At 68.4% G+C, this 14,066-nt stretch carries 9 protein-coding genes; 1 reads left to right on the top strand and 8 read right to left on the bottom strand.

What is annotated here, in order from left to right:
• Position 1: 1 nt before the first annotated feature.
• Positions 2–1,792, top strand: a complete 1,791-nt coding sequence (locus ACIBLA_RS02535; protein WP_399197558.1) for an ABC transporter ATP-binding protein — start codon at positions 2–4, stop codon at positions 1,790–1,792.
• Positions 1,793–1,943: 151 nt separating this feature from the next.
• On the opposite strand, the gene ACIBLA_RS02530 is transcribed toward ACIBLA_RS02535, so the two are convergent.
• The 8 genes from ACIBLA_RS02530 to ACIBLA_RS02495 all read right to left on the bottom strand — a co-directional run bounded on the left by ACIBLA_RS02530 (position 1,944) and on the right by ACIBLA_RS02495 (position 13,808).
• On the bottom strand, positions 1,944–2,330 hold the full coding sequence (locus ACIBLA_RS02530) for a (2Fe-2S) ferredoxin domain-containing protein (RefSeq protein ID WP_399197557.1): 387 nt from the start codon (positions 2,328–2,330) through the stop codon (positions 1,944–1,946).
• Positions 2,331–2,677: 347 nt separating this feature from the next.
• Positions 2,678–3,853, bottom strand: a complete 1,176-nt coding sequence (locus tag ACIBLA_RS02525) for an ABC transporter ATP-binding protein (RefSeq protein ID WP_399197556.1) — start codon at positions 3,851–3,853, stop codon at positions 2,678–2,680.
• Positions 3,846–4,904 (bottom strand): ABC transporter ATP-binding protein, encoded by a 1,059-nt coding sequence (locus ACIBLA_RS02520; protein WP_363241681.1) that lies wholly within the window; start codon positions 4,902–4,904, stop codon positions 3,846–3,848. The genes ACIBLA_RS02525 and ACIBLA_RS02520 overlap by 8 nt, the downstream gene beginning before the upstream one ends.
• Before the next feature lie 11 nt (positions 4,905–4,915).
• Positions 4,916–5,902 carry an ABC transporter permease gene (locus ACIBLA_RS02515; protein ID WP_363241683.1) on the bottom strand — a complete coding sequence of 329 codons (987 nt, stop codon included), beginning with the start codon at positions 5,900–5,902 and terminating at the stop codon, positions 4,916–4,918.
• Positions 5,895–6,821, bottom strand: coding sequence for an ABC transporter permease (locus ACIBLA_RS02510; RefSeq protein ID WP_363241684.1), 927 nt, complete (start codon positions 6,819–6,821; stop codon positions 5,895–5,897). The genes ACIBLA_RS02515 and ACIBLA_RS02510 overlap by 8 nt, the downstream gene beginning before the upstream one ends.
• A gap of 151 nt (positions 6,822–6,972) precedes the next feature.
• Positions 6,973–8,616, bottom strand: a complete 1,644-nt coding sequence (locus tag ACIBLA_RS02505; RefSeq protein WP_363241685.1) for an ABC transporter substrate-binding protein — start codon at positions 8,614–8,616, stop codon at positions 6,973–6,975.
• Positions 8,617–9,055: 439 nt separating this feature from the next.
• Positions 9,056–10,942: a translational GTPase TypA gene (typA, locus tag ACIBLA_RS02500; protein ID WP_363241686.1), complete on the bottom strand. Its 1,887-nt coding sequence runs from the start codon at positions 10,940–10,942 to the stop codon at positions 9,056–9,058.
• Between the two features lie 286 nt (positions 10,943–11,228).
• Positions 11,229–13,808 carry an ABC transporter family substrate-binding protein gene (locus ACIBLA_RS02495; protein WP_399197555.1) on the bottom strand — a complete coding sequence of 860 codons (2,580 nt, stop codon included), beginning with the start codon at positions 13,806–13,808 and terminating at the stop codon, positions 11,229–11,231.
• Positions 13,809–14,066 lie beyond the last annotated feature (258 nt).

The raw sequence follows: 14,066 nt of genomic DNA, 5'->3' as shown, positions 1-14,066 counted from the left end.
CATGCTGCGCATCGAGAACCTGAGCATCGGCTACCGGCCCGGTCTTCCGGCGGTACACGGTGTGGACCTGGACGTGGCGGCCGACGAGGTCCTTGGCCTGGTCGGCGAGAGCGGCTCGGGCAAGACCACACTCGGGCGGGTCCTCCTTGGCCTGCTGCCCGAGGACGCCTGGGCGACCGGTTCGGCCCGGTTCGACGGCCTCGAACTGGTCGGCCGGGCCGAGCGGGACTGGAGCGACCTGCGGGGGCGGCGCGTCGGCGTCGTCCCGCAGGGCGCGATGAGCGGCCTCGGCCCCGTCAACCGCGTCCAGACCCAGCTCGTCGAGGCGATCCGCCTGCACACCCGGGCGTCCCGGCAGGCGGCCCAGGCCCGCGCGGCCGAGCTGCTCGCCCTGGTGCGCCTCGACACGTCGATGCTGCGCGCCTACCCGCACCAGCTCTCCGGCGGCCAGCGACAGCGTGTCGCCGTCGCCCTGGCACTGGCCGGCGAGCCGGACCTGGTGGTCGCCGACGAACCCACCACCGGCCTCGACCTGATCACCCAGGAGCACGTGCTCGAACTCCTCGGCGAAGTACGCGACCGCGAGAACGTCGCGATGCTGATCATCTCCCACGACCTGCCGGGCATCCTGGCCGTCGCCGATCGGGTAGCCGTCATGTACGCGGGCCGCGTGGTGGAACTGCGCGACGGTGAGAAGCTCGGCAAGCACTGCGTCCACCCATACACCAAGGGGCTGCTGGCGGCGAGCGCCTCCGTGGTACCCGGGACGGTGTGGTCGGCGATCCCGGGCCAGGCCCGGCCGCCGGGCGCCGGGCAGAGCGGCTGTGGGTTCGCGGAGCGCTGCCCCGTAGCCGAGCCGCGCTGCCGGGAAAGCGAACCGGAGCTGGTGCGCCTCGGTGAGGCGGACGTCGCCTGCCACCGGGCAGGCGACACGACGGCCGTGGAATTCCCCGCGGTTCCCGGCGCCGGAGCCATCCCCGCTGAAACCGGCGCCGGAGCCGTTCCCCCCGAACCCGACACCGGACCCGTCGTCGTCGCCAACAGCCTTCGCCAGTCCTTCCCCGGCCGTCGGCGCACCGTGCACGCCCTGCGCGGAGTGGACCTGGAGATCTCCCGCGGGGAGATCCTCGGCCTGGTCGGCGAGAGCGGCTCGGGCAAGACCACGCTGGGCCGCATCCTCCTCGGCCTGCAGCAGCCCTCGGCGGGGAAGGTCTGGCTCGACGGGATACAGCTGACCGGCCTGAGCGGGCGGGCCCTGCGGGAACAGCAGCGCCGCACCGGCTTCGTACACCAGGACCCGTACGGCTCGCTGCACCCGGCGATGACCGTCCAGGCACTGGTCGCCGAACCGCTCGCGCTGGCGAAGGTGGCGGGCGTCGAACGACTGCCGAAGATCCGCGAAGCCCTTTCCGCCGCAGGCCTCCCGAAGGACGAGGAGTTTCTCGGCCGACTGCCCTCAAGCCTCTCCGGCGGGCAGCGGCAGCGCGTGGCCATCGCACGCGCCCTGGTCACCGATCCGGTGCTGCTGGTCGCCGACGAGGCGACCTCCATGCTGGACGTGTCCACCCGGGCGGGAATCGCGACGACATTGCGCGGACTGGCCGGGCAGCGCGGCTTGGCCGTGCTGTTCGTCACCCATGACCTTGGCGAGGCGATGCACGCCTGCGACCGCGTGCTGGTGCTGCGGGCCGGTGAACTCGTCGAAGCCGGACCGCCCCATCAACTCGCCGCGGCCCCGGCGCACGCGTACACGGCGGAGCTGGTCGCGGCCGGACGGCGCCGTTCGGTGTGACGGGGTGTCAGCAGGCGGCCGACCGCGGGGCGCCGCCTGGGCGTCATTGGACAGGGGGCAACAGTCATGCCGGGTCCGTGTGCGCGATGCGGGGTCCGTAGGCCGGCGGCCCACTCGCAGGACCGCGAAGAGCACAGTGGCGGAGTGAGTGTCAGGCCGCTGGTGCCTTGCGCCGGTCCCGGGCCGGGCTCAAGCGGTGCTCCCGCAACGACGCCGGCTGCTCGGCCAGGCCCGGCCCGCCCGCGTTCACCCAGTCCACCACGGCCTGGGTGAGCTCGGGCGTGAGGATGTGCCGCAACCAGCTGGGCCGGCCGCCGACGGCCCGACCGCGCTCGGAGGGCTGCACCACCATGGTGTTGGAGAAATCGCAGGAGCTCAGGCAGCCGGTCACCTTGAGTCGGCCGGCCGCTCCCATCCCGTCCGCCAACTGCGCCAACTGCGCCGGGCCGTCCGACTCCGGATGCTTGTCCGTGCCGCAGCAGCAGCCGCGGCACACCGTCACCGTGCAGATCTGAGCGTCGACCGTCTCGTTCGCCACGCGCATTCCTCTCGTAACATACCCTGCAGGGGTATATTTTACAGTCTTTGGGTATGCGCACAATGCCGGCTCCACCCCATGAGGCCGACGCCCCGATTCGCTGGTGCCGACACTCGAGGCGCGATGCGGACCGCGACGCCGGTCAGCCCAGTCCGCGCCCGAACACACAACAGCGGCCACCCGAGGATGACCCCTGTACTGCGACAACGCGGAATTCCGCTGTCGGGAGGACAGGACTTCGCAGCACTTCGCCCCGCCGAACAAGTCGACGGGGCGAAGCAACAGTGCCCGAATCAACCAACAGCGTCCGCGTACGGTCCGGGCCTCGCCGTCGGTTCACCGACACCTCATACGGCGTGGACGACGTCCTTCTCCTCGGCGAAGTGGCAGGCCGATTCGTGCGCCGCCGGGGTGGTCGAGGTGACGAAGCGCTCGGGGATCGCCAGCAGCGGGACCTCCTGGGCGCACCGGTCCTCGGCCTTCCAGCAGCGGGTACGGAAGCGGCAGCCGGACGGCGGGTTCGCCGGGGACGGCACGTCGCCGGAGAGGATGATCCGCTCGCGGCCGGTACGGGCCTCCGGGTCGGGGACCGGGACCGCGGAGAGCAGCGCCTGGGTGTAGGGGTGCGTCGGGTGGTCGTAGATCTGGGTGTCCGTACCGATCTCGGCCATCTTGCCGAGGTACATGACACCGACCCGGTCGGAGATGTGCCGGACGATCGACAGGTCGTGCGCGATGAAGATGTAGGAGAGGTTGAACTCCTCCTGGAGCTTCTCCATCAGGTTGATGACCTGCGCCTGCACGGACACGTCCAGCGCCGAGACCGGCTCGTCGCAGATGATGATCTCGGGGTTGAGCGCGAGACCGCGTGCGATGCCGATGCGCTGGCGCTGGCCGCCGGAGAACTGGTGCGGGTACCGGTTGATGTACTCCGGGTTCAGTCCCACCACGTCGAGCAGGTCCTGGACCTTGCCCCGGCGGTCCCCCTTCGGCGCCACCTCGGGGTGGATGTCGAAGGGCTCACCGATGATGTCACCGACGGTCATACGCGGGTTGAGCGAGGTGTACGGGTCCTGGAAGACCATCTGGATGTTCCGGCGGACCGCCTTGAGCGCCCGCCCGGACAGCCGGGTGATGTCCTGGCCCTTGTAGAAGACCTCGCCCGCGGTCGCCGTCTCCAGCGTCATCAGCAGCCGGGCGACCGTGGACTTGCCACAGCCCGACTCGCCGACGATGCCCAGCGTCTCGCCCTGGTAGAGGTCGAAGGAGACCCCGTCCACGGCCTTCACGGCGCCGACCTGGCGCTTGAAGAGGATGCCCTGGGTCAGCGGGAAGTGCTTGACCAGGTTCCGGACCTGGAGGATCGGCTCCCCGCGCTCGACCGGCGCCTCGATGGCGGCGACCGCCGCCGACTCGGTGGCGGCTTCGACCTCCTCCACCTCGGTGACGTTGGGGGTGACGTCCGCGGACGTGACGTCCGCGGATCCGGCCGGGTTCCCCTCCGTCTTCCTGGGCTCAGCCATGGATCGTCTCCTTCCAGAAGTGGCACGCGCTGCCGCGGCCGGGCAGCTCGGTGCCGTCCTGCTCGGTCACCGGGTCGAGGGTCGGGACATCCGTACGGCAGATGTCCTGCGCCTTCGGGCAGCGCGGGTTGAACGCGCAGCCGGCCGGGATCTTGAGCAGGTTGGGCGGCAGGCCCTTGATCGCGTAGAGCTCCTGCCCCTTCTGGTCGAGCCGCGGGATGGAGTCGAGCAGACCACGGGTGTACGGGTGCGCCGGGCGCTTGTACAGCTCGTGCACCGGCGCGGTCTCCACGATCCGACCCGCGTACATGACCGCGATCTTGTCCGCGACGTCGGCGACGACGCCGAGGTCGTGGGTGATCAGGATCAGACCCATGTTGAACTCGCGCTGAAGATCCGCGAGCAGGTCCATCACCTGGGCCTGCACGGTCACGTCGAGCGCGGTCGTCGGCTCGTCCGCGATGATCAGGTCGGGCTCCAGGGCGAGCGCCATGGCGATCATGATGCGCTGGCGCATACCGCCGGAGAACTGGTGCGGGTAGTCGTTGACCCGCGCCTTCGCCGCCGGGATCTTGACCCGTTCCATCAGCTCGATGGACTTGGCCTTGGCGGCCTTGCGGGACAGACCCTCGTGGACCCGGAACATCTCGCCGAGCTGGTAGCCCACGGAGAGCACGGGGTTGAGCGAGGAGAGCGCGTCCTGGAAGATCATCGCGATCTTCCGGCCGCGGATCTTCCGCCGCTCCTCGTAGCTCATGGTGAGCATGTCCTGCCCGCGGTACAGGATCTGGCCCTGCGGGATGGAGCCGGGCGGCATGTCGAGGATGCCCATGATCGCCTGCGCGGTCACGGACTTGCCGGAGCCGGACTCACCGAGCACGGCCAGGGTCTCGCCCGACGCGACGCTGTAGTTCACGCCGTTGACGGCCCTGGCGACACCGTCGCGGGTGTGGAACTCCACGTGGAGATCGCGTACTTCGAGCAGCGGGGTGCTGTCCGAGCCGCCCGATCGGGGCGTCGGGACACTTGAGGTTTCTTCGATGATGGTCACGTACGCCCTCCTCAGCGCAGCTTCGGGTCGAGGGCGTCGCGGACGGCGTCACCCAGCATGATGAACGCGAAGACCGTGAGGCTCAGCATTCCGGCCGGGAAGAACAGGGCGTGCGGGTTGTCCCTGATGTCCTTGCTGCCCTGGGCGATGTCGATGCCCCAGGAGATGGTCGGGTCGGCGAGGCCGAGACCCAGGAACGACAGGGTCGCCTCGGCCGAGATGTAGCCGCCGAGCGCGATCGTGGCGACGACGATCGTCGGTGCCATGGCGTTCGGCAGGACATGCCGGAAGAGGATCCGCCGGGTGCCCGCGCCGAGGGCGCGCGCCGCCGTCACGTAGTCCGCCTGCTTCGCGGTGATCACCGACGAGCGCATCACACGGCAGATCGACGTCCAGCCCAGGAAGGCCAGGGCGAAGATGACGACATAGACCTTGCGGTCGGTGAAGGCGTTCAGGACGACCATCGAGCCGAGCAGGAAGGGGATGCCGAAGAAGATGTCGGTGATACGGGAGATGATCGAGTCGATCCAGCCGCCGAAGTAGCCGGCCAGCATGCCGAGCAGACCACCGAGCAGGGTGACGGCCGCCGTGACGCCGACGCCCACCAGGATCGAGGCGCGGGTGCCGTAGATGACACGCGCGTAGATCGAACGCCCCTGGCCGTCGTAGCCGAACCATTCGGGCTGGAAGAACCTGCCCAGCTCCGGCTTGGTCAGGAAGTTGTTGACCAGGTCGCCGTCGCGCGGGTCCGCGCTGGTGAACAGGCCGGGGAACGCCGCGACTATCAGCAGCAGGAGCAGCAGGATCGAGGAGACCCAGAACATCGGGCGGTGCCGCAGGTCGTACCAGGCGTCGCCCCACAGGCTGCGCGGCTTGCCCTGCGACTTGTGGCCGTCGGCCGCGGTCCCGGGGGCTCCGGCGGCCGGCGGCGCGATGGCGTCGGTGGTCACGTCGGTCGTGGTCTTGTTCGTGGTCTTGGTCTTGGTCACGTCAGGCATACCGGATCCTCGGGTCCAGGACCGCGTACAGCAGGTCGACAAGAAGGTTGATCAGCAGGATGACGAGGACGAACACCGTCACCACACCGACGATCGTCGAACCTTCCCGCTGCTGGAGCCCGGTGAAGAGAAGGTTGCCGACACCTTGGACGTTGAAGATGCCCTCGGTGATGACGGCGCCGCCGATGAAGGCACCGACGTCCGTCCCGAGGAAGGTGACGACCGGAATGAGGGAGTTGCGCAGCAGATGGACGCCGACGATCCGGCGTCGGGGCAGGCCCTTGGCCATCGCGGTACGCATGTAGTCGGCGCGCAGGTTCTCGGCGAACGTCGTACGGGTCAGCCTGGCCACGTACGCCATGGAGAGCATCGCCAGGACGAAGCCTGGCAGGAATAGCTGCGAGAAGCTCGTGGAGTCCTGCACATTGGGCGCGACCCACCCCAGCTCGTCCGCGAGGATGAAGCGCGCGAGGTAGCCGAGCACGAACACCGGGATCGAGATGACGACCAGCGTGAAGATCAGTACGCCGGTGTCGACGGCCTTGCCGGCCTTCAGGCCCGCCCAGGCGCCGAGGCCGATACCGATGATGATCTCGATGACCAGCGCCACGGCCGTGAGCCGGAGGGTCACCGGGAATGCCTCGCCCATCACCTCGGCGACGGGACGGCGGCCGAAGGTCTCGCCGAAGTCACCCTGGAACAGGTTGAGCATGTAGTCGATGTACCGCTGCCACAGAGGCTTGTCGTACCCGAATTCGGCCCGCAGTGCGGCGAGCTGGGCGGGGTCGGCCGCCTTCTCGCCCCACATCGCCCGGATCGGGTCTCCGGGCAGGATGTTGACCATAAGGAAAATAATCAGAGTGGTCCCGATGAACACCGGGATCATCTGGAGCAGTCGCCTGGCGACGTAACGCCCCATCATGCCTCCATGCCGTGAGGGGTCGGCGATGGCCTACGTAGTTTTCTCCGCCACGGGGTATGGGGTGGAGTCTCCCGGGGCCTCGGCCTTGGCCGGGCCGATGCCGCCGCTCCTTGTGGAGCGGCGGCATCGGCTTACGGGTCCCGCTTGCCTACTTCTTCGCCTTCACCTGAACGTCGGTGAAGATGGGGTCGCCGTCCTGGCCGTAGACGATCTTGCCGAATACGTTCCGGGACTGACCTGAGTTGTTCTTGTAGAACCACAGCGGGATGCTGGGCATGTCAGCCTTCAGGATCTGCTCGGCGTCCTGGTACAGCTTCACCGTCTCCTCCAGCGTCGGCGCCTTGTCCGCCTTGGCGGACAGCTCGTCGAACTCCTTGTTGGAGTAGCCCGAGGTGTTACCGGCGGCGGTGGTGCCGTACAGGTCGCGCATGAAGTTCGAGTTGACCGGGTAGTCGAGCACCCAGCCACTGCGGTACATGGACTTGACCTGCTTGTTGTCACGCGCGTTCAGGTCCGCCTGGAAGTCCGGCTTCGAGTCGCCGGTGCACTCGACACCGACGCTCTTGCGGATGCTGTTGCAGACCGCGTCGACCCAGGGCTTGTGGTCCTGGTCGGCGTTGAACTGGATCGAGATCTTGTTGCCCGGGACGCCGCCGCCCTCTTCGATGAGCTTCTTGGCCGCGGCCGGGTCGAACTTCGTGATGTCACCGAGGGCGCCGGCCTTGTAGCCGAGCACACCGCGGGCGACGTACGAGTCGGCCGGGGTCCGGGTGCCGTGCAGCACGGTCTTGGTGATCGTGTCACGGTCGATCGCCATGGACAGGCCCTGGACGACCTTGGGGTCGATGTCCTTGAACTGGTCCGTGTAGAACGCCGGGTTGATCGCCTGGATCGCCGAGTACTCCTGGTCGATCGCGCGGTCGCCCAGGTCGTCCTTGTAGCTCGTGAGAGCCGTGGTCGGGACCTGCTCGATCCAGTCGAGGTTGTCCGACCGCAGGTCCGAGTAGGCGGCGTCGGCCGTGGTGTAGTTCTTGAAGTCGATGCCACCGTTCTTGGCCTTGTTCGGCCCGGTGTAGTCCTCGAACTTGCGGACCTTGATCAGCTTCTTGTGGTCCCAGGAGACGAACTTGTAGGGGCCGTTGCCGATCGGCTTCTCGCCGGCGGCCTTCGGGTCCTTGAAGAACGACTCGGGGAGCGGGGCCCACACGTCGTAACCCAGCTTGTACGCGAAGTACGAGACCGAGCTGGTCAGCGTGATCGTGAAGGTGTTCTCGTCGACCACCTTCAGGCCGGACATCTTGTCGGCCTTCGGGTCACCCTTCTCGGGGTGGACGTCCGTGTAGCCCTTGATGTCCTGGAACCAGCTGGAGTTGGTCTGGTTGTTCTTGACGTTGGCCGACCAGTTCCACGAGTCCACGTAGGACGCGGCGGTGACCGGGGTGCCGTCGTGGAACTTCCAGCCCGGCTTGAGCTTGACGGTCCAGACGGACGAGTCGTCGTTCGGGGTGACCGACTCCGCGTTGACGTTCGTGAGCTCGCCGGTGCCGGGCTCGTAGTCGACGAGACCGGAGAAGACCGCCCTCAGGACACGGCTGCCCTGGCTCTCCTTGGCGTTGGCCGGCTGCAGCGGGTTCTGCGGCTCGCCGAGCTGTGCGGTCAGAATGCCATTCGGGTCGGCCTTCCCCGCCTTCATGTCGTCGCCGCTGTCGCTGTCTCCGCCGCCACAGGCGGTCGCAGCCAGGGCGATAACTATCGCGCCCGCGACCCACTTGGCGCTCTTGGCACCGCGCATGGGTTCCTCCTCATGAGTCCGTTAGTCACAAACAAGAGGGGCTTGTCTACGCGCGCTGACACCCCTGACAGCGGGCTCGACAGATACCCCGAGTGCGCTCGTGAGTCGGCGCCCCCCATCGCGCATGACCCATTGACCCGAGCTCAATGGAGCCAACTATTAAGTACACCCGACCGGTTAACCACACTTACAGCGTCTCGTTTTGACAACATCGACCTGCCATCTACGCCCGAAATCCGGACAAAGTAAGCCCAGACAGACACCCGCGAAACGGACTGTTAACGCAACTTCCGGTGAGCGGTACCCGCTATCCGGACGTTTTGGCGTGGGAAACGGCTTGACAGGACAGCTCGCCTCGGGCAAAGACCCTACAGTCCGCTCAGACCTCCGGCCCGGACCTCACGGGCCGGGCCGGGGACACGTACCTCATGCCGGTGGTTCAGCGCTTGGCGCGGGATGCCGCGCGGCCACGCTCCTTCTGGTCCAGAACGACCTTGCGGATACGGACCGTCTCCGGGGTCACCTCGATGCACTCGTCGTCGCGGCAGAACTCCAGGGACTGCTCCAGCGAGAGCCTGCGCGGCGGCACCACGTTCTCCGTGGTGTCGGCGGACGCGGCGCGCATGTTGGTGAGCTTCTTCTCCTTGGTGATGTTCACGTCCATGTCGTCGGCGCGTGAGTTCTCGCCGATGATCATGCCCTCGTACACCTCGGTGCCCGGCTCGGTGAAGATGACACCGCGCTCCTGGAGGTTGACCATCGCGAACGGGGTCACCGAACCCGAACGGTCGGCGACCAGCGAGCCGTTGTTACGGGTCCGCAGCTCGCCGAACCACGGCTCGTGACCCTCGAAGATCGAGTGCGCGATGCCGGTGCCGCGGGTCTGGGTCAGGAACTCCGTACGGAAGCCGATGAGCCCGCGGGACGGCACGATCCACTCCATCCGGATCCAGCCGGACCCATGGTTGGTCATGGTCTCCATACGGCCCTTGCGGGTCGCCATCAGCTGCGTGATCGCGCCCAGGTGCTCCTCGGGGCTGTCGATCGTCATGCGCTCGATCGGCTCGTGCACCTTGCCGTCGACCTCCTTGGTGACGACCTCGGGCTTGCCGACCGTCAGCTCGAAGCCCTCGCGGCGCATCTGCTCGACCAGGATGGCCAGCGCCAGCTCACCGCGGCCCTGCACCTCCCAGGCGTCGGGGCGCTCGGTGTCCAGGACCCGCAGCGAGACGTTACCGATCAGCTCGCGGTCCAGGCGGTCCTTCACCTGCCGGGCGGTGACCTTGTGGCCCTTGCCGCCCTTGCCGACGAGCGGCGAGGTGTTCGTACCGATGGTCATCGAGATGGCCGGCTCGTCCACCGTGATCAGCGGCAGCGCGATCGGGTTCTCCAGGTCGGCCAGGGTCTCGCCGATCATGATGTCCGGGATACCGGCGATGGCGCAGATGTCTCCGGGGCCGGCCTTCTCGGCCGGCTTGCGCGTCAGCGCCTCGGTCATCAGCAGCTCGGTGATGCGGACGTTGGACATCGTGCCGTCACGCTTGATCCAGGTGACGGTCTGGCCCTTCTTCAGCTCACCCTGCTCAACGCGGCACAGCGCGATACGGCCGAGGAAGTTGTCGGCGTCCAGGTTGGTGACATGGGCCTGGAGCGGCGCCGCCTCGTCGTACACCGGAGCAGGGACGCTGCCCAGGATCGTGCTGAAGAACGGCTCCAGGTTGGTGCTGTCGGCCGGGACCGTGCCGTCCTCCGGCTTGGTCAGCGAGGCGACGCCGTCCCGTGCGCAGGCGTAGACGATCGGGAACTCGATCTGGTCCTCGTCCGCGTCCAGGTCGAGGAAGAGGTCGTACGTCTCGTCGACGACCTCGGCGATACGGGCGTCGGGCCGGTCCGTCTTGTTGATGCACAGGATCACCGGCAGCTTGGCCGACAGGGCCTTGCGCAGCACGAAGCGGGTCTGCGGCAGCGGGCCCTCGGAGGCGTCGACGAGGAGGACGACCGCGTCGACCATCGACAGGCCCCGCTCGACCTCGCCGCCGAAGTCGGCGTGGCCGGGGGTGTCGATGATGTTGATCGTGACCAGGTTGGGGATGTCACCCGTACCGCCCTCCTTGGGGTGGTACTTCACCGCCGTGTTCTTGGCGAGGATCGTGATGCCCTTCTCACGCTCCAGGTCGTTCGAGTCCATCATCCGGTCGTCGAGCTGCTCGGCGGCGTGCGCGGCGAAGGCACCGGCCTGCTTCAGCATGGCGTCGACCAGAGTGGTCTTGCCATGGTCGACGTGGGCGACGATGGCGACGTTACGGATGTCGTGGCGCGTGGGCATGCTGGCTGGCGCTTCTCTCGATCGTGGGATGCGGCGTTGTTTTCCTCGTACGCCTGCCGGGCGGACACGCCACGGCCGTACCCATCGTACGGGGCTGGCGCTGCCGGGGCTTCCGGGCCCGATCCGATAAGAGGCGGGGGCTACTGCGGGGGTGTGGAACCGCCCGGGTCAGGGGGTCGGCACGATCTTGCCCGCCGGTGGGCCCGGCGGGCAAGTGAATCGTCCGGCTTTTAGGGTCTGACCTGCTGGTTCTCTCCGTTTCTTCTTCTGTGCTGCCGCTGTCCTTCTACTCGTTGTCGCTTTCCTTGGCGGTTTCGTCGGCGCTTGCCTTGGCGCTTGCCTTGGCGCTTGGCGTTGCGCTCGGCGAGATGCCTGGCGTGGAGCCTTCCTTCGGGCCCTGGGACTCCTCCGGCTGCTCCGGGCCGCTCTTGGCGGGGTCCTTGAAGCCGATGTCCTCGTAGCGGGGGGCGGCGAAGGCGAAGGCACCGGCGTTCGCGACGGCCGGCTTGGCGGCCACGAGCTGCGGGCGCTGGTAGAGGGGGATGGACCCGGCCGCCGCCCAGATGCGGGCGTCGGCCTGCCGCAGCAGATCGCGGGCCGCCTTCTCGTCCAGTTCGGAGGCCGCCTGGTCGAACAGCTGGTTGATGTGGTCCGTACCGACGCGGGTGTAGTTCTGCTCCACCATCAGCGTGCCGTCGGAGGCGGGGACGGGCTTGGCGTAGATCGGCCGGCCGTCGGTCGCCGGGTAGGCGGTCGCGGGCCACGAGTACAGGGCGAGGTCGTAGTCGCCGGACGCGATGTGGTCCTTGAAGTAGCTGGCGTCGGCGACCTTGATGACCTCCGTACGGATGCCGATGCGGTCCAGCATGCGCGCGATCTTCTCGCCGACGGTCCGCAGCTGCTCGGAGCCGGCGCCGGAGGGCAGGACGAAGCGGAGGGTGAGGGGCTTGCCGTTCTTGGCGAGCGGGCCGGGCAGGGGCGAGGCGGCGGAGACCGACGCGGACGGGGAGGCGGAGACCGACGCGGAGGTGGAGGGGGAGACCGAGGGGGACGCGGAGTCGGAGGCGGGCGCCTCCGTGCCCTGCGGGGCGTACGCACCGGCCTTGCCGCCCGGCCGCCGGTCCTGGGCGTTGACGTCGGCGTCGTCCAGCGCCCCGGCCCGGCGGTCCGCGGCGGGGGCGGGGGCCATGACGTGGGTGCCGCTCTCGGCGCCGCGTCCGGGCTTGTTGTCACCACCGACGATGTACGAGCCCTCGTCGGACACGGAATCGGAGTCCGTCTTCTTCTTCTCCTCGCCGTCCTCGGCGTCCTGGCCGCTCTTCTTGGCCTTGTCGGTGCCCTTGGAGGTGGCGGAGGCGGTGGCGGTGGCCTCCTTCTCGCTGTCGTTGCTGTCCTTGCTGCTCTTGTCCTTCTTCTTGCCGGCGTCGGCCTCGCTCCCGGCCTTCGTACCGTCGTCCTTCTTCAGCACGCCACCGGGCTTCCAGCCCGCGTCGGCCAGCAGCGCCTGAGCCTCCTGCGTGTCCTGCTTCCCGAGCGCGTCGCTGCTGTCGGCGTACGCGTGCTGTCCGGCCAGCGCCAGATGGCTGCCGGGCGGGTGCGCCGGCAGGCCGAGCGGCTTCAGTACGGCCTCGGCCAGCTTCTTCCGGTCGAGCGCGCGGGCCACGGCACGCCGTACCCGCTCGTCGGCGAGCGGTCCCGTCTCCCCGTTGAGCGCCAGCTGGGTGAAGGCGGGCTCCAGGGACTTCCGTACGACATAGCCCCGCAGGCCCTGCTGCTCCTTGGAGTACTTCGCCATCGCCTTCGTCGTCTTCGCCTTCGTCGTCTTCGCGCGGGACTCCCGCGCGGCCTCGGCCTTCTCCTCGTCCGAGGCGTTCGCCAGGGCCCGGGAGGGCGTCGCCGACGCGGCGGTGGTCTCGGCGCCGGGCACGTGCACGCCGGAGTGCGGTCCCGCTCCGGCACCTCCCTTGCCTTCGCGCGCCTGCTCGATCCGCTCCGCCACCGGGCTGTCGATCTCGGCGAGATCGAGGGTGCCGGCGGCGAGTGCCGAGGCGCGCTTGCCGCGCGGCACGGCGCTCAGGACGATCGTGTCGAGCTTCGGCCGCGCACCCCACCAGCGGGGATTGCGTACGAGGGTGACCTCGCGGTCCGCGCGGTCCAGCTTCTTGATCTGGAAGGGCCCGGCCGTGGCGTTGAGCTTGGCGCGCGCGCCGTCGTTGAAGGAGTTCGGCGCCCCCATCACACCCTTCGGGTACAGCGGGCTGAAGAGCCCCTTCCAGTCGGCGTACGGCTTGTTGAAGGTGACCCGGACCTCAAGGTCGTTCGCGCCGCGCTCGATCTTCTGGATCCGCTCGTACCCGGCGTTGCGCGCGGTCCAGTACGCGGAGTCCTTGCCGCTCAGCGCCCGCCACTGGGCCACGAAGTCGGCGGCGCCCAGCTCGCGTCCATCGCTCCACACCGCCTGCTGGTTGAGCTTGTAGAGCACGACCTGCTTGGGCTCGCTCTCGACGATCTTCGCGGACTCCAGATAGTCGGGGTTGCGCTGCGGACGGCCGCTCTTGTCGAGCGTGAAGAGGGAGGGCAGTACGGCTCCGGCGATGCGCGACGTCGTGGCGTCGGCGTCCGCCTGGAAGGAGTTGAGGGTCGTGGGCACGGTGTCCACCGCCCAGCGCAGCCTCCCGCCGTCGGCGATCCGGTCCCGTGCCGCCGCCCCGACGTCCTGGGCGGCGGCCGGGACCTTGCTCCGCTCCTCGTCGTCCGAGCTGCACCCGGCGAGCGCGGGCAGGGCGAGCACACCGGTGGTGAGTAGCGCGACGGAGCGGATGGTCCGGGAGCATGTCCTCCCGCGTGGGGCGCCGACCTGGGACATGACTTCTACCTCTTCGTCCTGTTTGTGGAATTTAGAGATGATCACACCTATTGCCCTCCCACTGAAGAGGACCGATTCCCGCCAATCACGGCGACACGGCCGCCCGGTGCGCGAAACCCACCCGTACGGGCCAACGAGGAACGGGACACAGGCCCGTTGAAAGAGCGAAAATGGAGCTGCGCGACATCAACGACGCGGAGCGCACGGCTCTGGTATGCGCCGAAATCCCTGCACGTCCCTTCACAAGCGGGGATGTGA

It is taken from the genome of Streptomyces sp. NPDC050433, assembly GCF_044458565.1.
Taxonomy (GTDB): domain Bacteria; phylum Actinomycetota; class Actinomycetes; order Streptomycetales; family Streptomycetaceae; genus Streptomyces.
Note: the sequence above shows the minus strand (reverse complement) of the source record. Positions and strands in the feature narration are given on the sequence as shown.